At 49.9% G+C, this 17,716-nt stretch carries 18 protein-coding genes; 11 read left to right on the top strand and 7 right to left on the bottom strand.

All coding sequences use genetic code 11. The annotated features are described in order from the left end of the window. The first annotated feature begins 7 nt into the window (after positions 1–7). The 7 genes from rfaD to ACN0VA_RS02595 all read left to right on the top strand — a co-directional run bounded on the left by rfaD (position 8) and on the right by ACN0VA_RS02595 (position 6,864). On the top strand, positions 8–997 hold the full coding sequence (gene rfaD / locus ACN0VA_RS02625) for an ADP-glyceromanno-heptose 6-epimerase (protein WP_417819636.1): 990 nt from the start codon (positions 8–10) through the stop codon (positions 995–997). Between the two features lie 85 nt (positions 998–1,082). Continuing rightward, complete coding sequence (gene lgt, locus ACN0VA_RS02620) at positions 1,083–1,916, top strand: prolipoprotein diacylglyceryl transferase (protein ID WP_417819635.1); 834 nt, start codon at positions 1,083–1,085, stop codon at positions 1,914–1,916. After that, positions 1,913–3,007, top strand: a complete 1,095-nt coding sequence (locus ACN0VA_RS02615) for a class I SAM-dependent methyltransferase (protein WP_417819634.1) — start codon at positions 1,913–1,915, stop codon at positions 3,005–3,007. Before lgt ends, ACN0VA_RS02615 begins: the two co-directional genes overlap by 4 nt. A 5-nt stretch (positions 3,008–3,012) precedes the next feature. After that, the gene (pgeF, locus tag ACN0VA_RS02610; protein WP_417819633.1) at positions 3,013–3,789 is read left to right on the top strand and encodes a peptidoglycan editing factor PgeF; all 777 of its coding nucleotides are present in this window, start codon (positions 3,013–3,015) and stop codon (positions 3,787–3,789) included. Between the two features lie 86 nt (positions 3,790–3,875). Then, positions 3,876–4,829, top strand: coding sequence for a hypothetical protein (locus ACN0VA_RS02605; protein WP_417819632.1), 954 nt, complete (start codon positions 3,876–3,878; stop codon positions 4,827–4,829). 141 nt (positions 4,830–4,970) lie between these two features. After that, positions 4,971–5,903 (top strand): ribose-phosphate pyrophosphokinase, encoded by a 933-nt coding sequence (locus tag ACN0VA_RS02600; RefSeq protein WP_417819631.1) that lies wholly within the window; start codon positions 4,971–4,973, stop codon positions 5,901–5,903. A gap of 166 nt (positions 5,904–6,069) precedes the next feature. After that, positions 6,070–6,864, top strand: a complete 795-nt coding sequence (locus ACN0VA_RS02595) for an SDR family oxidoreductase (protein ID WP_417819630.1) — start codon at positions 6,070–6,072, stop codon at positions 6,862–6,864. A 58-nt stretch (positions 6,865–6,922) separates the two neighbouring features. On the opposite strand, the gene ACN0VA_RS02590 is transcribed toward ACN0VA_RS02595, so the two are convergent. The 5 genes from ACN0VA_RS02590 to phaR form a co-directional block, all read right to left on the bottom strand. After that, a complete protein-coding gene (locus ACN0VA_RS02590) occupies positions 6,923–7,759 on the bottom strand; it encodes a 2-oxoacid:ferredoxin oxidoreductase subunit beta (RefSeq protein ID WP_417819629.1) in 837 nt (278 codons plus the stop codon). Continuing rightward, a complete protein-coding gene (locus ACN0VA_RS02585) occupies positions 7,759–9,483 on the bottom strand; it encodes a 2-oxoacid:acceptor oxidoreductase subunit alpha (protein WP_417819628.1) in 1,725 nt (574 codons plus the stop codon). Before ACN0VA_RS02585 ends, ACN0VA_RS02590 begins: the two co-directional genes overlap by 1 nt. Positions 9,484–9,728: 245 nt before the next feature. Beyond that, positions 9,729–10,121 carry a helix-turn-helix domain-containing protein gene (locus tag ACN0VA_RS02580; RefSeq protein ID WP_417819627.1) on the bottom strand — a complete coding sequence of 131 codons (393 nt, stop codon included), beginning with the start codon at positions 10,119–10,121 and terminating at the stop codon, positions 9,729–9,731. A gap of 222 nt (positions 10,122–10,343) precedes the next feature. Further along, on the bottom strand, positions 10,344–10,889 hold the full coding sequence (locus ACN0VA_RS02575) for a hypothetical protein (protein WP_417819626.1): 546 nt from the start codon (positions 10,887–10,889) through the stop codon (positions 10,344–10,346). A 170-nt stretch (positions 10,890–11,059) separates the two neighbouring features. Beyond that, positions 11,060–11,671: a polyhydroxyalkanoate synthesis repressor PhaR gene (gene phaR, locus ACN0VA_RS02570; RefSeq protein WP_417819625.1), complete on the bottom strand. Its 612-nt coding sequence runs from the start codon at positions 11,669–11,671 to the stop codon at positions 11,060–11,062. A 227-nt stretch (positions 11,672–11,898) separates the two neighbouring features. On the opposite strand from phaR, the gene ACN0VA_RS02565 reads away from it, so the two are divergent. The 4 genes from ACN0VA_RS02565 to phbB all read left to right on the top strand — a co-directional run bounded on the left by ACN0VA_RS02565 (position 11,899) and on the right by phbB (position 15,635). After that, a complete protein-coding gene (locus ACN0VA_RS02565) occupies positions 11,899–12,297 on the top strand; it encodes a hypothetical protein (protein WP_417819624.1) in 399 nt (132 codons plus the stop codon). Then, a complete protein-coding gene (locus ACN0VA_RS02560) occupies positions 12,251–13,357 on the top strand; it encodes an alpha/beta fold hydrolase (RefSeq protein WP_417819623.1) in 1,107 nt (368 codons plus the stop codon). The genes ACN0VA_RS02565 and ACN0VA_RS02560 overlap by 47 nt, the downstream gene beginning before the upstream one ends. 140 nt (positions 13,358–13,497) lie before the next feature. Continuing rightward, positions 13,498–14,673, top strand: a complete 1,176-nt coding sequence (locus tag ACN0VA_RS02555) for an acetyl-CoA C-acetyltransferase (protein ID WP_417819622.1) — start codon at positions 13,498–13,500, stop codon at positions 14,671–14,673. Positions 14,674–14,912: 239 nt separating this feature from the next. After that, the gene (gene phbB / locus ACN0VA_RS02550) at positions 14,913–15,635 is read left to right on the top strand and encodes an acetoacetyl-CoA reductase (protein WP_417819621.1); all 723 of its coding nucleotides are present in this window, start codon (positions 14,913–14,915) and stop codon (positions 15,633–15,635) included. A gap of 67 nt (positions 15,636–15,702) precedes the next feature. Here phbB and ACN0VA_RS02545 read toward each other — a convergent pair whose 3' ends face one another. Continuing rightward, positions 15,703–16,653, bottom strand: coding sequence for a 2-hydroxyacid dehydrogenase (locus tag ACN0VA_RS02545; protein ID WP_417819620.1), 951 nt, complete (start codon positions 16,651–16,653; stop codon positions 15,703–15,705). Positions 16,654–16,761: 108 nt separating this feature from the next. Then, positions 16,762–17,589, bottom strand: coding sequence for a J domain-containing protein (locus ACN0VA_RS02540; RefSeq protein WP_417819619.1), 828 nt, complete (start codon positions 17,587–17,589; stop codon positions 16,762–16,764). Positions 17,590–17,716: the final 127 nt, after the last annotated feature.

Here is a 17,716-nt window from a genome sequence, read left to right as displayed (position 1 = left end):
GATATCCATGTTTGTTGTTACCGGTGGTGCCGGATTTATCGGATCGAATATCGTTGCAGCCCTTGAAGAACGTTATCCGAACGAGAAACTGGTCGTGGTGGATCGTTTGCGTGACGGCGTCAAATGGCGCAACCTCGCCAAGCGCGATCTCTATGACATTATCCACCCGGACGATGTGTTTCCTTTTTTAGCAGAATATCAGGACGATATTAAAGCCATCTTTCACATGGGCGCGATTTCTGCCACCACAGAAACAGATGCAGATAAAATCATCGACAACAACTTCCGTCTGACAACCGCCCTGTGGGACTGGTGTTCACAATATAAAGTGCGTTTCCTGTATGCGTCATCCGCTGCGACATACGGCGACGGGGAACATGGTTTTGATGATTTTGAAAACCGCAAAGACCTGTCCCGTCTTGAACCTCTCAATGCCTATGGTTGGAGCAAACATCTGTTTGACCGCACCGTCGCACGCACAACCGAAGAAGGCGGCACCACACCACCGCAATGGGCCGGGCTGAAATTTTTCAACGTTTATGGACCCAACGAATATCACAAAGGCGGGCAAAAAAGCGTTGTCGCCCATGTCTATCCCGATGCGGCTGAAAAATTAATGTGTCGGCTTTTTAAATCCCATCACCCGGACTATGAAGATGGCGGACAATTGCGTGATTTCATTTGGGTTGGCGATGTGGTTGATGTCATCCTTTGGCTTTATGAGCATCAAGACGTTTGTGGCCTGTTTAACGTGGGAACCGGGAAAGCCCGTTCTTTCAAAGACCTTGCCAGCGCAGTCTATGTGGCGTTGGATATGGAACCGAAAATTCATTACATCGACACGCCTGTAAATATTCGCGATAAATATCAATATTTTACACAGGCAAATATGGATAAGTTGCGCGCTGCCGGATACGATAAACCTTTTACGGAGCTTGAAGAGGGTGTACGGCGCTACGTTCAAGACTATCTCTGTAAAGACAATCCGCACCGCTAAAGTAAATCCCAAGCAGGTTGAGACAACCTGCAACGACGCATTTGCGTAAAAACATTCTTTTATCGAAAGAAAGAGATTACATCAGATGACATTTGCCATTGCCTTTCCCATGATCGATCCCATTGCGGTTGAACTGGGGCCCATCGCTATTCGCTGGTATGCATTGGCCTATATCGTCGGTCTGGTCGGCGGTTGGCAGTATATCAAGTTTCTGACCAAATCTTTCCCCGGCCAGATCACCCACGAACAAGTTGACGATTTTCTGTTCTGGGCAACAATCGGCGTTGTTTTAGGCGGTCGTACCGGGTACGTGCTGTTTTATAATTTCGACTATTTCAGCCAAAATCCAATGGCTATTTTACAGGTCTGGAAAGGCGGCATGTCTTTCCACGGCGGATTCCTTGGTGTGGTTGTTGCTGCGATTTTATTCTGTAAAAAACACAAACTGCCCATGCTGAGCTTTGGGGATTTGCTGGCCTGTGGGGCACCGATTGGGTTGTTTTTCGGACGGATTGCCAATTTCGCCAATGCCGAATTATTCGGGCGCGAAACCGATGTCGCGTGGGGGGTCATCTTCCCCAACGGCGGACCAAACCCGCGCCACCCCAGCCAGATATACGAAGCCCTGATGGAAGGCCTCATCCTGTTTATTGTGCTGTTCATCCTGTCGCGCCGTGAACGTTTGCGCCAGTCACCCGGTCTTTTTATGGGGGTTTTCATTGCCGGATACGGTATCGCCCGTTCAATCGTTGAGATGGTGCGCCAACCCGATGTGCAAATCGGCTATTTAAGCGGCGGTTCCACGATGGGACAATGGCTATCCGTGCCCATGATCATCATTGGGGTCGGGTTCATAATCTATGCCTTGCGCCATCAAAATATCGACGGGCAAAATAAAAAGGGGACAGAACGCGCATGACGTCCTTGTTGAAAATCCTGCGCCAGCGCATCGAAAATACCGGTCCGATTTCCGTATCCGATTTTATGGCAGAATGTTTGTGCCATCCCAAACACGGTTACTACATGAAAAAAGACCCGTTTGGGCTCAAAGGTGATTTCACGACCGCCCCGGAAATTTCTCAGGCTTTTGGCGAACTGCTTGGTTTATGGGCTGCGATTACATGGCAGCAAATGGGCAGTCCCGCGTCAGTCCATCTTGTAGAACTGGGACCAGGGCGCGGCACCTTGATGTCGGATGCCTTACGCGCCAGCCGTGCGGTACCCGGCTTTCATAAGGCCCTTTGTGTGCATCTGGTGGAAATCAGCCCCGTTTTGAAATCCCGCCAGAAAGAAACCTTGCAAGATAGCGGGCTGGATATCCAATGGCATGATGATTTCACCCATTTACCCGATGGCCCTGCAATTTTCATCGCCAACGAATTTTTTGATGCCTTGCCCATTCGCCAGTTTGAAAAAGGTGAAAAGGGCTGGGCAGAACGGTTTATCGATCTTGACCCCGATGGAACGGGATTGCGTTTTGTCCTGCAAAGTGATCAAGCCGCCACAGCCTTGATGCCCCCTGCCTTAAAAGACAAGGACGATCAAGGTTTCTTGTTTGAAATTTCATCCAACGCACAATCGGTGGCTTATGGGTTGGGGCAACGGATCAAGGAACAAGGCGGGGCCTTTTTAGCCATTGATTATGGCTACGCCCAACCGGATTTTGGCGAAACCCTGCAAGCCCTGAAAAATCATCAATACGCCCCCGTTCTGGATCATCCCGGTGACGTGGACTTAACCGCGCATGTGGATTTTGCCACATTGGCCCATAGTTTCCGCGATGGCGGGGCCAAAGTCTGGGGACCGATTGGCCAGGGCCTGTTTTTGGAACGCCTTGGCATTGCCCAACGGTTTCAGACCTTGTTGCAACATGCCAAGGATACACAACGCCCCAGCCTGATCGCCGCCCACAAACGCCTGACAGCGCCTGAAGAAATGGGTAAATTATTCAAAGTATTATGTGCGACCCATCCCGATCAGCCCACCCCGGCTGCCTTTGAAGAAGGTTAAGTGACATGAGCCAAGACCCCGTCTTTTTAACAGCCGACAACATCACGACAACCCACGGCTTTTTCACCCGTATCGGCGGATTAAGCACAGGTCTTTATGACTCGTTGAATTGCGCATGGGGTTCAAAAGACAGTCTGTCTGATGTTATGACCAACCGCGCCCTTGTGGTGCAAAGTCTCGGCAATCGGATTTCCGACCTGCTCAGTGCGGCACAGGTTCATTCCAATCGTGTCCATAGCGTCGATCAGGTCTGGACACGTGAACGCAGCCCCGAAGTCGACGCCCTTGTTACCAACAAGCCGGGGATCGCCTTGGGGATTTTAACAGCCGATTGCGCCCCCATCCTGTTTCACGATCGTGAAAACCGCATTATCGGTGCCGCACATGCCGGGTGGAAAGGGGCCATTGGCGGGGTGCTGGAAAACACGGTTCAGGCCATGATTGATCTTGGGGCCAAACGTGACAGCATCCATGCCTGTATCGGTCCTTGCATTCATCAGGCCTCATATGAAGTCGATGCCGGTTTTCGTAAAACTTTTCTCAATCAGGACCCGTCCTTTGAGAGCTGGTTCACAGACGCAGAGCGCGAAGGGCATTATCAATTTGACCTGCCGGGATTTGTCAAATCCCGTCTGGAAATGTTGTCACTGGCCAGTATTCAGGCATCCTTGGCCGATACTTACCCGGATGAAGAACGTTTCTTCAGCTACCGTCGTGCCACCCATAGAAACGAACCGGACTATGGACGTCAGATTTCCGTTATTAGCTTGGAAGCAGAATAATGCCTTATCTTGTGATGATGATGTTACTAAGCCTCGCGGCCCTGATGTTTTCCTGCGTCATGGTCATTTAGAACCATAACACCGCCATGTTCCATCGTCTTTTTGCCCTCAGTCTTGTCTTGATACTGGTTGCCTGTACGCAGGCCCCGCAACCGCTACGCCATAGCCGAACCGGGTTTGACCCCTCCGGCCTGCGTCTGCGCGATGGGGGAACGATTTTCATTCAACCGATTGAAGGGATCGCCAAACCATTAGCACAGATTATGGGAAACAGCCTTGCAGAAAGTCTGGGCGCGCGCGGTATTCCCTCAACCAGCAACCTGATTACCAACCCGTCTTATAAAGTTCGGGGACAAGTGGTCATTAAACGTAACCGTCGTAACCCTCATATAACAGGGGCAATTTACTGGACCTTTGCCAAACGCGAAAGCGGCGAAAAACTCGAATATTCCCAACCGATAAATGTGGATCGTCACCGTTGGGAATATGGTGATCAAGCCCTGATCGACAATCTGGTCGAAGCTGCCGCCGATGAATTTGCAAGTTATCTACAAGATAACCGGGAACGCGAGGCAGTCGAACTGGCAGTACGTGATCAAGACGTCGTGTTTTTCATCGATAAAATCGACGGAGCACCGGGGGATGGCGCAAATGCCTTGAAAAAGGCCATGACCCTGACCCTACGCCAAGCCGGTGCCTTGGTACGCAATAAGCCGTCTAAAAACGGATACATTCTGGATGCAGAGGTGCGCGCCCTTGATCCTTTTGAAGGCAAACAGCGCATCAAAATTGCTTGGATCGTCAAAGATCCAACCGGACATGAGCTGGGCCGGGCACAATTGAACAACCAACTGGATGAAGGCCGTTTGAACAAACCGTGGGGCCGATTGGCCTATGAAATTTCACGCGCTGCCGTCCAGAGTATTGGATTAATGGTCGAACGCCATCGCAGTGAAGCCCAATTTGACCGGAGTCGCACCTCAATCGGTACAACGGCAGCGCCCGGACGGCGAAACCGACGGTTCATTGCCCCTTATTGACAATCCCACACGCGTTGAAATGTCTTTGTTCCTTCACAAAGATGATCGAGATCGTTAATAAGACGTTTACATCAAAGTGACGCATTGATATGTTCGGCGCGAAATCACTCGGGCCCACCACATCATGGACTAGGTTTTCACATGAAAATCCTCACCGGTAACGCAAACCGTCCTCTGGCCGAAGCAATCTGTAAAGAGCTTGGCACCCCTCTCACCGAAGCCAGCGTCAAACGTTTTTCCGATCAGGAAGTCTTCGTTGAGATTCTCGAAAACGTTCGCGGTGAAGATGTCTTCATCGTTCAACCAACGTCTTATCCCGCAAACGACAATATGATGGAACTGTTGGTCACCATTGACGCCGCGCGTCGTGGATCGGCCCGTCGCATCACTGCTGTTGTTCCTTATTTCGGCTATGCCCGTCAGGACCGTAAATCAGCCCCGCGCTCGCCGATTTCCGCAAAACTGGTTGCAAACCTGATTACCACTGCCGGTGCGGACCGCGTTTTGACAATGGACCTGCACGCCGGTCAAATTCAGGGGTTCTTCGATATTCCGGTGGATAACCTGCACGCCGCTCCGGTCTTTGCCCGCGATATCGCGCAACACTACGATACAGAAAATCTGCTGATTGTCTCTCCCGATGTCGGCGGTGTGGTTCGCGCACGTGCCATTGCCAAACGTCTGGACTGTAATCTTGCCATCATCGACAAACGCCGCGAACGCGCCGGTGTATCCGAAGTTATGAACGTCATCGGTGATGTTGACGGTAAAAACTGTATTCTGATTGATGATATTGTCGATTCCGGCGGTACTTTATGTAATGCAGCGCAAGCCCTGTTGGAAAACGGCGCCAAAAGCGCTTCTGCCTACATCACGCATGGTGTCCTGTCTGGTGGTGCGGTTTCACGCATTACCTCTTCTGCCCTAAAGGAACTGGCCGTTACAGATTCCATCCAAGGTACAGACCCGGTCATTGACGCCAGCAACATTCGTCATATTTCCATCGCCCCGATCCTGTCGGAAGCGATTAAACGGATCCATGACGAACAATCTGTTTCCTGTCTATTCGACTAAAACAAATTCTGCTAAATTAAAAGGATGGAACGTTTTTCTCGTTCCATCCTTTTTTTATGTCCACCCAAGGAGTCGGTCCCGTGAACAAGTAACGCAGCTTTGCTGAACCCTGTTACTTTTTAAGCTCTTACCAAAGGTAAGGGTCATATTTATTCACGAGGATCCCATGCATCGTCTTAAAAACAAACGCTGCGTCATTACAGGCGCCGGGCGCGGTATCGGCGCCGCCATTGCCAGAACTTTTGCTGATGAAGGCGCCGAAGTTATCGTCACCGACCGTCTGCTTAAGCGGGCACAAAACATCGCGGCAGAAATCGGAGGCATCGCTCTTGAACTGGATGTCTCGCAAGAAGCCCACTGGCAACAGCTTGCCAGTCTTTATCCGCATATTGATGTGCTGGTCAATAATGCCGGTATCACGGGCTTTGATGACAACCTTGTCGCCCATGACCCTGAACATGCCACACTTGAAAACTGGCGGGCCGTTCACGCCATCAATCTGGATGGCACCTTTTTAGGTTGTCGTTACGCCATTCAAGCCATGCGTAAAAAAGGCAATGGGTCGATTATCAATATATCGTCACGTTCCGGTCTGGTTGGCATCCCGGCGGCTGCGGCTTATGCCTCCTCCAAAGCGGCCATACGCAATCACACCAAAACCGTTGCGCTTTATTGCGCACAGGAAGGATTGAACATCCGGTGTAATTCCGTTCACCCCGGTGCCATTCTTACCCCCATGTGGGATCCCATGTTGGGAGAAGGCCCCGAACGCGACAAACGCCTAAAAGCCTTTGTCGCGGATACACCTTTACAACGTTTTGGCACCCCGGACGAAGTTGCAGCCGTTTGCCTGTTGCTGGCTTGTGACGAAGCAAGTTACATGACGGGCAGCGAGATCAATATTGACGGTGGATTGCTCGCCGGGTCTGCCGTTTCACCACAACAAACAGAAAACCCATAACAAAAAAAGGGCAGCAGATATGATGTCTGCCGCCCCTTTTTCCAGTTATGTAAAAACCTTAAAGCTCAAAACTGGCTTCAATATCTTTCACACTATATTTCTCTTCCTGTTTGGGCGCATAAACCGGGCGCTGTGTCTCATAAAGAACGCCTGTGCTGAACCCGTCATCGGTTGCCAAAAATGCCATTGCTTCAGCCAAAGCATTGGTTTCCGAAATTTCGCCTTTGCGGATGATTTTTTTCCATTCCGTCTGTTCGGGACGGAACGTCACACAAGGGCTGAGAATTTGTACAAAAGAAAATCCTTTGTGCTGAATAGCTTGTGTAATCAGTTTCGCCGATCCGTTCGGGTCCCCTGCAAAACCACGGGCCACAAAACCTGCCCCGGCAGATAACGCAACCGCCAACGGGTTGAAAGGGGAAACCCCTGTCCCATGCGGTGTCAGTTTGGAACCTTCCCAATCCGATGCTGTTGTCGGTGAGGCTTGCCCTTTGGTCATGCCGTAGACTTCGTTATCCATCACAATATAGGTCATGTCCACATTGCGACGACAAGCATGCAGGAAATGGTTCCCCCCAATGGAAAATCCATCCCCGTCACCGCCTGTGGCAATAACGGTCAAATCAGGACGGGCCACTTTTAGGCCTGTCGCACTGGCAAGCGCACGACCATGAATACCGTGGAACCCGTAAACGCTGGTATAAGCCGGAATACGAGAACTACAGCCGATACCGGAAATCACCGCGCAATTTTCACGCGCGACTTGCAGTTCCGCCAAGGCTTTGGTGACAGAGGCCAAAACAGAAAAGTCGCCACATCCCGGACACCAGACCGGCTTGTAATCGGACTTATAGTCTTTAAACGTCAACGGTTTGTGTTGAACAGCCTGATCCATTATGCCAGCTCCTTGATTTTAGTAACGATTTCATTAGGGCGGAACGGCAACGGTCCCGGTTTCGCCAATACAGTTGTGTCTTTCGGCAGATCAAATTCACTGCGCAGGTAACGATAGAACTGTTTTGAATGTGTTTGTTCCACGACCAATGCCTTGTTCACACCTGCCATTGCTTCATTGAAACGATCAGGCAGGGCAGGAGCCAGCAAGCGCATGGATATTAATTTAATCTTTTGGCCTTCGCTTTCCAATCGTTTGATCGCTTCGCGTACCGGGGCTGTAACCGACCCAAAAGTAATAACGGCAAAATCGCTATCGCCTTCAATTTCCGCCCAATGTTGGCCGTAATCGAACCCGGTCAATTTACGTTCGCGCTTATCAAGTTGGGCATAATGGTCTTCGGCCTGTGAACTAGGTCGGGCATTTTCCTGTGTTTCCAGACCGTCTGCCACATATTCCCCACCCGGTGTGCCCGGAATAGCCATAGGCGAAACGCCGCTGTCCGTCAGGGCATAGCGTTTGTAATCGACCACATGGGCCGGGGCGACTTCACGTTTTGCCACAAAAGCCAAATCCGCCGGTTTATCAATGACATTGCGCGACTGACCCAACGACTGATCGGATAAAACGATTGCCGTTGTCTGCAAGGCCTCCGCCAGATGTACGGTCCACTGCGTTGTAAACAAGCAGTCAGAAATGGAATTCGGTGCCGTTACAATATGGGGTGCATCGCCATGTAAACCATGCAGCGCAATGTTCAAATCACTTTGTTCGGATTTGGTCGGGATCCCCGTGCTGGGCCCCCCGCGCATCACATCCACCACAACAATGGGTATTTCGGCTGAAACCGCCAAACCGAGCGCCTCGGTCATCAAAGCCAGACCGGGACCGGATGTTGCTGTAATCGATGGAACGCCCCCGAACGAGCCGCCGATAATCATGTTGACAGACGCAAGTTCGTCTTCGGCCTGAACTAGGGTCCCCCCCACTTTTTCCAGATTGGGGGCAAGCCATTCCAAAATTTCGGTCGCCGGTGTAATCGGGTAAGCCGCACAGAAACGAACACCGCCGCGAATGGCCCCCATTCCGGCTGCTTCGTTCCCGGTTAAAGACCAACGTATCGCTTCACTGTCTTTGCTCGCCAGATGTAAATTGATACCGATCTCGGCTTCCAGTTCACCGGCAACTTCCATCCCGCGTTTCACCCCGGCAATGGAAGCATCCAATGCCGCCTGACCTTTGCGTTTCAGCACCTTTGTCAAAATGGCTGACAACGCGTCCAAGGGCAAACCGGCAATCTCGCCCAGCATCCCCAAACCGATCATATTGGGACGACCGCCTTCAACTTCTTTTGCCGTATCGCTTAGCGGCACAAGAACCATGCGGGCCCCGCTGTTTTTCAAAACGTCCGGGGCTTCACCTGCTGACGCATCGCCGATAATCACACTGTCATTGCGCAAGGGTAATTCGGCAGCAAAACGATCTACGTTCATCCAGTCAAAGCAGAATAATACATCAAAGTGATCATCCGGGCAGGCCACGGGTTCGCTGGACAAGCGAATAAAGGCTGCGGCTTCGCCACCTCGAATTTGCGGTCCGCTGGAACGTGTCATAAGGCCATAAAGGCCAGCTTTTGCAGCAGCGTCCAGAAGCATCTGGCCCGCCGTCATTACACCCGCCCCACCGGCACCGGTGATGGCAATGGAAACAGTCTGAGAGGTCATGTGTCTCGCGATTCCTTAAATACAATTTCGAAAGCTCGGCTTTATATCCCAAAAACAGGGCCGTTCGCCCATGACATTTGTCAATTTTACCCAAAACTTTATCCAAAGTTTCAAGTTTAGTGCGCCGAAATTAATAAAATTACCGATTATATAGCAGTCATTTCTTGTATTTTCCAGACAAACAAAACCGGGCGCGAAAACATTTCACGCCCGGCTAAACGTTCAAAACCTAGAATCCGTCTGCTTTATTTTTTTTCAGCAGCAAGTGCACGCGCCAATTGGCTGAGTGCGTCCTGATGACGATCATTGTTGATATGAGAGAAATTCCGTGCCAGTTCCAGACACATACGCTGACGGTCTGTCAGTTCAATCTCTGTTTCGTCTTCTTCATCCAGACCTTCAAAGAAAAATCCGACTGGAACTTTCAGAACCTGCCCAATTTCATAAAGGCGACCGGCTGAAATACGATTGATCCCACGCTCATACTTATGCGCCTGTTGATAGGTAACGCCGATCATGTCGGCCATTTGTTGTTGGCTCAATCCCAACATAATACGGCGTTCGCGAATACGTGCGCCTACATGACGGTCCGTATCTGTGGCACGGTTTGCGACTTTGCTTTCGACGGCATCGGACATGAAAGTGATCTCCTTATTCAACCAATATTCCGCTTTGTTTATTATGGATTTCTATCAATGATTATACCGGACAAAAATATTTTGCAAGAAAATATTTCTAGAATATTTCGCCTTACAATATATAAGAAATAACTGTTGCAAGGCAAAATATTTATGATCCAAGGGCGTTCTAGAGCATCTCAAAAATATTTTCTGTCAAAATATTTCAAAATATTTCAACAATTATGCAACAAAATTTACGGTTGAAATGACCGGAGGCACGATCATAATCTTCTCTTCGCGTTCCGCACTCTTTATGGAGTCTTCTCTTGCGTTGAACTCTCCTCCAGGTTGCGCGCCAGCATCAAGGTAAGCTTGATGTGACGTTTTGTAACGCGCTGCCCCGAGGGGTACCTGCGGATCAGCCCCATATCCCTGTTGCGCTTGCAGCACTGTCAAATTGGCAATGAATGTCGGGCTTGAATAATAAGATCTATTATCTCTCCCCTCATTCAGCGCCTGCGCCTGACCTGTATCGGCAGGTTGCGCCTTGCTTTTCTGTGTCTCCTGTTCTTGCGTGGCTTCTTCTGATTTGTCGTGGCGCACACGATCATGCAAGGGGCGCACGACTTTATTGCGAATATCTGCCGGCAGGCTATTGACAAAAGCCTGTGCCGAATTCTGCGTTTTAGACGCATCCGTTACAGTTTCTTGATTTCGACCACGCGCACGTAAGGGTCCCGCCGGTACGGTGGGGACAAGTGCTTTGGTTTCAAGAGTAACGGCCACGGGCGTATTTACCTGCAATTCAGATACAGAAAGTGGTTCAGTATAGAATCAAAACAGCAGACTGTCAGCCCAAAGGCAACCTTTGCAACAAAATGTGATCACAAAAAAACGCCTTTCGCGCATAGCAAAAGGCGTTCTGAACGCATGCAGTCTTAAAATTTAAGTTGGATTTATTTTTCGCTGAGTTTGCTCAACTGCTGCTGCATGGCTTCCAGTTGAGCTTTCATTTTTTCCAGATCATCGCCTGCTTTTTCAGCCGATTGAGACGGTTTCTCATCCGTTTTCCGGCCTGCGTCCGTCTCTTTATTTTCGCCTTCTTTATAGAATTGCGGCGCAAACATGCGCATGGCGTTTTCAAACATCACCATGTTTTGCTTGTTCATCTCTTCAAAGGAACCGAACGGGTTTAATCCCCCCATTGTCTCTTTCATATAATCGCGCATCTTTTCCTGATTGGTGGCAAAAGATTGCATCGATTGTTCCAGATAACTGGGCACCAGTCCTTGCAAGCTATCACCATAAAAGCTGATCAGGTGACGCAAAAAGCTGACCGGCAACAGGTTTTGGCCCTTGGCTTCTTCTTCCACAATAATCTGTGTCAGGACTGAACGCGTGATTTCATCTCCGCTTTTTGCATCAAAAACAGCAAACTGGGTCCCTTCTTTTACCATCTGTGCCAGATGGTCCAGCGTAACATAGCTGCTGGTGGCGGTGTTGTATAAACGGCGGTTGGCGTACTTCTTGATCGTAATCGGTGCTTCTTTATCTTCAGTTTGTGCCATATCATATCTTCTTTTTTTAAGTCCCAAGCCCTCTCACATATATATTATGTGGAGGTCTCCCCATAGCCTTGTACCATAACGCGAATTCACTGCACACAAAAGTATCGCATTGCAGTATTGTTAAAAAAATTACAAAAATCACCAAATAATTGACCTTTATCCGGTCCCTATAGTAACTTTTTGCGGCAGCGTTGCTGCATAACGGCAAAAAAGAGACAACAAAAGCAATGAGTGATTCCGATAACAAGATCCACGATCTCGCCGCACAATATCTCGACCTTTGGCAAAAACAGCTTCTTTCCCAATCTTCAGAACGCGCTGTCGAAGACAGCCTTAAATTAGGCGAAGTCTTCAATCAACAAGCCAGCGAAATGATGAAAACACTGGATACGCCGGAAAAAATTCAAAGCTGGATGGGAAACTGGGCTGATAGCTGGAAAGAGCAATTCAAAGATGGCACAAACCCGTTCACAACCGCCCAAACGGGTGGGACCACGTCCGCTTCCCCTGCACCTGAGCACACTGAGCGCAACATGGATGAGCTGTCGCGCCGCATTAATGAGCTTGAAAAGCGGGTCCATGAACTGGAGTCCCGACTTGAAAATACAGGCCGAAAGCCTGACTGACCAAATTTCGGCCTATCCTGAAGATTCTTTTCGCGCTGCCCTTGATGCGGAAACCTTTTTACGGGCTCAGCATTTTTTGGCGGGCGTGCGCGCCTATCACAAACACCCTTATGAACGCTGCCTGAGCGAGGCCCCCGTTTTATGGCAGGACGGCGCATCACGTCTTCTGGATTACGGCGGTCCCGACAACAGCCCCGTCGTTCTTGCCGTACCGTCGCTGATCAATAAAGCCTACATTCTTGATCTCAGCGAAAAACGCAGCTTGATGCGCAGCCTCGCAGACAAAGGTATCCGCTGTTTTTTACTGGATTGGGGGGAACCGGGTGCGGCAGAAAAAGAATTCACACTGGAAGACTATATCCTTGAACGCCTGAACAACGCCGTCACTGAAATCCATCGTCAATGCAATCGCCCCGTCACTTTGATCGGATATTGTATGGGGGGTGTTCTATGCACTGCATTGGCGGCCTTGGAACCGGACAAAATTGACCGCCTCGCCCTTTTGGCGACACCGTGGGATTTTCACGCGGGCAGTTCTCGCCATGCCCATATTATGCGCTGCGCTCAACCTCAATTGGAAAGTCTCATACAAACTTTGGGGCTTTTACCCGTCGATATGATCCAAAGCCTGTTTGCCGCCATTGATCCCTACCAAATTCTACAAAAGTTTATGGAATTTTCTAAAATGGATCCCGCAAGTCGCACGGCCGAAAAGTTTGTCGCAATGGAAGACTGGATCAATGATGGCGTCCCCTTGGTCGGGAATGTTGCGCGTGACTGTCTGTTTGGTTGGTATATCGATAACAAACCCGGACGCGGTATTTGGGAAATCGACGGCCATTTTATTGACCCGAGGGAAATTCATCATCCAACTTATCTGGTGATCCCACAAAATGACCGAATCGCTTCCCCGGAATCGGCCCATGCTTTGGCCCAAAAACTACCGAACCGTCAGGTCAAAACCGTAAAAGCCGGACACATCGGCATGATGACTGGGCGCAACGCGCAGCGGGGGCTTTATACCCCCTTGGCTAAGTGGCTCTTAACACAAGAAAAATAATTATATAACAATTCTAATTTCGCATTCGCACAATCATTGCTTGACCATTCGTCTTGCTTCTATACCCTATTGGCCTGCGAGGCGGCGGCTTATCCGCCCTTTGCAGGGGAAATAATAATTATATTTAGGAGACATTGAGTATGACTGAAGTGGTCATTGTTGGTGCAGCCCGTACAGCGGTCGGTAACTTTAGCGGCAGCCTTGCCAGCGTCCCCGCGCACGAATTGGGCGCGACGGTAATCAAAGCCGCGTTGGAACGCGCAGGCGTCGATGCTGCAGACGTTCAGGAAGTCTTTATGGGTCAGGTTTTGACCGGTGGTCAGGGCCAAAACCCGGCACGCCAAGCCGCCCTTCTTGCCGGTTGCCCGGAAGAGTCCACCGCCATGACCATCAATCAGGTTTGCGGGTCCGGTCTACGCTCCGTTGCAATGGGTATGCAAGCCATCCTGATGGGTGATGCCGATATCGTTGTTGCCGGTGGTCAGGAAAACATGTCTCTGTCTCCGCACGTTATGCATCTTCGCAACGGCACAAAAATGGGCCCGGCTAAAATGGAAGACACCATGATCAAAGACGGTCTGTGGTGTGCCTTTAACGACTACCATATGGGGACAACGGCGCAAAATATCGCGGACAAGTACCAAATCTCACGCGAAGAGCAAGACGCTTTTGCCGCCGGTTCGCAAAACAAAGCCGAAGCCGCACGCGCTGCTGGTAAGTTCGACGAAGAAATCGTCCCGGTAACCATCAAAAATCGCAAAGGCGATATCGTTTTTGACAAAGACGAATTCATCAAAGAAGGCGTAAGCGCAGAAGGCCTTGGTAAACTGCGCCCGGCTTTCTCTAAAGACGGTTCCGTCACCGCCGGTAACGCCTCCGGTCTCAATGACGGAGCTTCCGTTGTTGTGTTGATGAGCAAGGAAGAAGCTGACAAACGCGGCCTGACACCACTGGCAACCATCAAAGCATGGGCCACCCACGGTGTTGATCCGAAAATCATGGGGACAGGCCCGATCCCGGCTGTCACCAAAGCATTGGATAAAGCCGGCTGGTCTATCGACGATCTCGATCTGATGGAAGCCAACGAAGCGTTTGCGGCACAAGCCATTTCCGTTAACAAGGAACTCGGCTGGGACACTGATAAAGTCAACGTTAATGGCGGTGCTATTGCCATTGGTCACCCGATCGGCGCATCCGGCAACCGCATTCTTGTCACCCTGTTGCACGAAATGAAACGCCGCGATTCCAAAAAAGGGATTGCAACGCTGTGTATCGGCGGCGGTCAAGGTGTAGCATTGTGTGTAGAACGCGCCTAAGTCACAACTGATGATCGTTTGTTAAACAAGCGAACAACGTTGATAAACTATTGAAAAACAGCTCTTTTCTATATGGGAAGAGCTGTTTTTTTTATGCAAAACGATAAAGTTTGAATATTTCAAAATTAGGGGTGGATTTATGCCATTAATGTCCCCACAATGCCAAGATTGAAGATCGGGGAGTTTCGGTCTTTTCAGAACAAAAAAACTGTGGACTAAAAAAGTAGAGGAAGAAACAGATGGGTCGTGTAGCACTCGTAACTGGTGGGACGCGCGGTATTGGCCGCGCAATTTCTGAACGCCTTAAAGAAGCCGGTTATACCGTCGCTGCCAATTTTGGCGGTAACGAAGAAGCCGCAAAGAAATTTACAGAAGAAACAGGCATTGCTTCTTATAAATGTGACGTCAGCGATTTTGATGCCTGTCAGGAAATGCTCAAGAAAATTGAAGCCGACCTCGGCCCTGTTGAGATCCTGATCAACAACGCCGGTATCACACGTGACGGCACCCTGCACCGTATGTCTGCGGACAACTGGGAAGCGGTTATTGCAACCAACCTGTCCTCCTGCTTCAACCTGTGTCGCGGTGTTATTGACGGCATGCGTGAGCGTAGCTTTGGTCGGATTGTCAACATTGGTTCTATTAACGGTCAAGCCGGGCAATATGGTCAGGTTAACTATGCTGCTGCCAAATCCGGTATCCACGGCTTCACCAAAGCCTTGGCCCAAGAAGGCGCAGGCAAAGGCATCACCGTTAACGCCATTGCACCGGGTTACGTAGATACCGATATGGTTCGTGCAGTTCCGCCTGCGGTTCTTGAAAAAATTATCGCGAAAATCCCGATGGGCCGTTTGGGTCGTGCCGACGATATCGCACGTGGCGTACTGTTCCTGGTTGCTGATGAAGGCGACTTCATCACAGGTGCAACCCTGTCCATCAACGGTGGTCAGCACATGTACTAAGAGGATAGCCCTCTTGCGCACATAAAAAAAGCCCTCTGCAGTTAATGACAGAGGGCTTTTTCTTTGTTTACACCACCACGTTGGGCGGCGTGTTTCCTTCAAAAAATGCTTTAAGGTTTTCCAAGGCACAAAACCCCATCGCGTTGCGTGTTTCCACCGTGCCACTGCCCAAATGAGGCAGTAAAAACGTATTGGGCAGGTCACGATAGCCAGCATGCAAGTTTGGTTCCCCGGTGAAGACATCCAGTCCGGCCGCGCTTAAACGACCGCTTTTCAACGCCGCAATCAAGGCGTCATCATCTACAACCGGGCCACGGGCGGTGTTCACCACCACAGCACCTTGCGGCATTTTCTCAATGGCTTCTTCGTTTAAAAACCCCTTGGTTTCAGGCGTTAAGGGGCAATGCAGGGACAGGACGTCACTGTGTGCCAACAAGCTTTCCGCCGTTTCATGATAGGTCGCATCAAACGCAACCGGACGACGGTTATGATAATGTATATCCATGCCAAACGCTTTGGCACGCACGGCAACCGCCTGTCCGATACGCCCCATACCTAAAATACCCAAACGCTTGCCCTGAAGCCCTATTCCCATCAATTGGGTCGGGACCCAACCTGTCCATTTATTTTCCCGAATAAGGCGTTCACCTTCATAGGCACGACGGGTCGCCCCTAAGATCAATAACAGTGCAATATCGGCTGTTGCGTCGGTCAAAACACCGGGGGTATTGGTTACCACGATATTGCGTTTTTTCGCAGCCGCAACATCCACATGTTCATAGCCGACGGAAAATGTCGAAATGATGCGAATACGGTCCGGTAGTTTTGCAATCAAATCGGCACCGATTTGATCACAAGGCGCGCATAAAATACCATCTACATTTTGACTGTGTTTAATTAACTTTTCTGAATTGTCGGCAAATTCACCTGTGGATAAATTGGTTTCAAATGTATCCATAAGTCGATTTTCCACATCTTGCGGCAATCTTCTGGTGACAAGAAGACGAGGTCGCTGCATCTATTCTACCTTTCAATCAGTGTAGTTTATGAGAGTATCCTACCAAAAAAAATGCCGTTCCGAAAACAGAACGGCAAAAGAAAATTTATCCACATCCCTGTGGATAAGTCAGCTTGCATAGCGCAAAACTTCCATCGCTTGGTTCAATTGGCTCATGCGTTCATGGCTGCCATACTTCCCGTCTGGGTGGTGAATTGTTGCCAGCATGCGAAACCGGGCCCGCAGTTCCATACGGCTTGGATAGGTCCTTGGTGGGAAACCCAGAATATGCAACGCATCACTTCGATCCTGAACACCATCTCGTAACGGTTCAAACGATAACACAGAAACAATCGCCTGAAGTCTTTCCAATTCCTCAACTGTTTCGGGTAGTTGATGATTTTTCTGTTCTGTTTGCGCCGCTTCTTGCGCCTCTTTACGAATACGCTCAATCTCGCGCTGGCGTTGCTCTATGGTTTCTGGGGTATCGATGCGCACCTGTGCCTTCCCCTCCTCCATATACAATGCCAAGTTGAGTGCCTTACGAATAAACAAAGCATCATAACCGGGCGCCATACGAACTTGCAGGCGAGGCTTGCGTCGCCACGGTCGTCCCTTGCTCGGACCAGATTTCAGGATCACGGTTTCACGATCTTGGGGGTCCGGATCACCCGGATCAGCAAAATCAGATATGTCAGCATCACTGACCATCAACAAAACGGAACGAGCAAGATCCGCCACATTCACTTTTTTGCGATCTGCCAGTTTTGACACCCGATCCCGAAATTGACTGGTGCAGGGAATGGTATAGGAATGTTTCAAATTCGATGCTTTTGATTTTGTCTCAGTCATTTTTACATCGCCATTTTGTTCTTTATCATTGTCTGCGCCATGTGAAAAAGATGACGCCGACGGATCGGATGCCCCCTGATGGACATGCGTTGAATTTTCCAACATTTTTATTGCCTATTTGTCATTATGTGAGCCTTTGCCCGTTAAGATCAACTGCGAATGTTGTTTTTACGGTAAAAAACATCCATGTCGCAGAAAGTCTAACGTTCAAGGCACGCCTCAAGCTCCTTAC

It is taken from the genome of Terasakiella sp. (genome assembly GCF_048267425.1).
Classification (GTDB): Bacteria; Pseudomonadota; Alphaproteobacteria; order Rhodospirillales; family Terasakiellaceae; genus Terasakiella.
Note: the sequence above shows the minus strand (reverse complement) of the source record. Positions and strands in the feature narration are given on the sequence as shown.

What these genes read in the sequence shown, in the direction of transcription:
- rfaD (WP_417819636.1), top strand. Translation starts at nt 8, where the DNA reads ATGTTTGTTGTTACCGGTGGTGCCGGATTTATCGGATCGAATATCGTT.
- lgt (WP_417819635.1), top strand. Translation starts at nt 1,083, where the DNA reads ATGACATTTGCCATTGCCTTTCCCATGATCGATCCCATTGCGGTTGAA.
- ACN0VA_RS02615 (WP_417819634.1), top strand. Translation starts at nt 1,913, where the DNA reads ATGACGTCCTTGTTGAAAATCCTGCGCCAGCGCATCGAAAATACCGGT.
- pgeF (WP_417819633.1), top strand. Translation starts at nt 3,013, where the DNA reads ATGAGCCAAGACCCCGTCTTTTTAACAGCCGACAACATCACGACAACC.
- ACN0VA_RS02605 (WP_417819632.1), top strand. Translation starts at nt 3,876, where the DNA reads ATGTTCCATCGTCTTTTTGCCCTCAGTCTTGTCTTGATACTGGTTGCC.
- ACN0VA_RS02600 (WP_417819631.1), top strand. Translation starts at nt 4,971, where the DNA reads ATGAAAATCCTCACCGGTAACGCAAACCGTCCTCTGGCCGAAGCAATC.
- ACN0VA_RS02595 (WP_417819630.1), top strand. Translation starts at nt 6,070, where the DNA reads ATGCATCGTCTTAAAAACAAACGCTGCGTCATTACAGGCGCCGGGCGC.
- ACN0VA_RS02590 (WP_417819629.1), bottom strand. Translation starts at nt 7,759, where the DNA reads ATGGATCAGGCTGTTCAACACAAACCGTTGACGTTTAAAGACTATAAG.
- ACN0VA_RS02585 (WP_417819628.1), bottom strand. Translation starts at nt 9,483, where the DNA reads ATGACCTCTCAGACTGTTTCCATTGCCATCACCGGTGCCGGTGGGGCG.
- ACN0VA_RS02580 (WP_417819627.1), bottom strand. Translation starts at nt 10,121, where the DNA reads ATGTCCGATGCCGTCGAAAGCAAAGTCGCAAACCGTGCCACAGATACG.
- phaR (WP_417819625.1), bottom strand. Translation starts at nt 11,671, where the DNA reads ATGGCACAAACTGAAGATAAAGAAGCACCGATTACGATCAAGAAGTAC.
- ACN0VA_RS02565 (WP_417819624.1), top strand. Translation starts at nt 11,899, where the DNA reads ATGAGTGATTCCGATAACAAGATCCACGATCTCGCCGCACAATATCTC.
- ACN0VA_RS02560 (WP_417819623.1), top strand. Translation starts at nt 12,251, where the DNA reads ATGAACTGGAGTCCCGACTTGAAAATACAGGCCGAAAGCCTGACTGAC.
- ACN0VA_RS02555 (WP_417819622.1), top strand. Translation starts at nt 13,498, where the DNA reads ATGACTGAAGTGGTCATTGTTGGTGCAGCCCGTACAGCGGTCGGTAAC.
- phbB (WP_417819621.1), top strand. Translation starts at nt 14,913, where the DNA reads ATGGGTCGTGTAGCACTCGTAACTGGTGGGACGCGCGGTATTGGCCGC.
- ACN0VA_RS02545 (WP_417819620.1), bottom strand. Translation starts at nt 16,653, where the DNA reads ATGCAGCGACCTCGTCTTCTTGTCACCAGAAGATTGCCGCAAGATGTG.
- ACN0VA_RS02540 (WP_417819619.1), bottom strand. Translation starts at nt 17,589, where the DNA reads ATGTTGGAAAATTCAACGCATGTCCATCAGGGGGCATCCGATCCGTCG.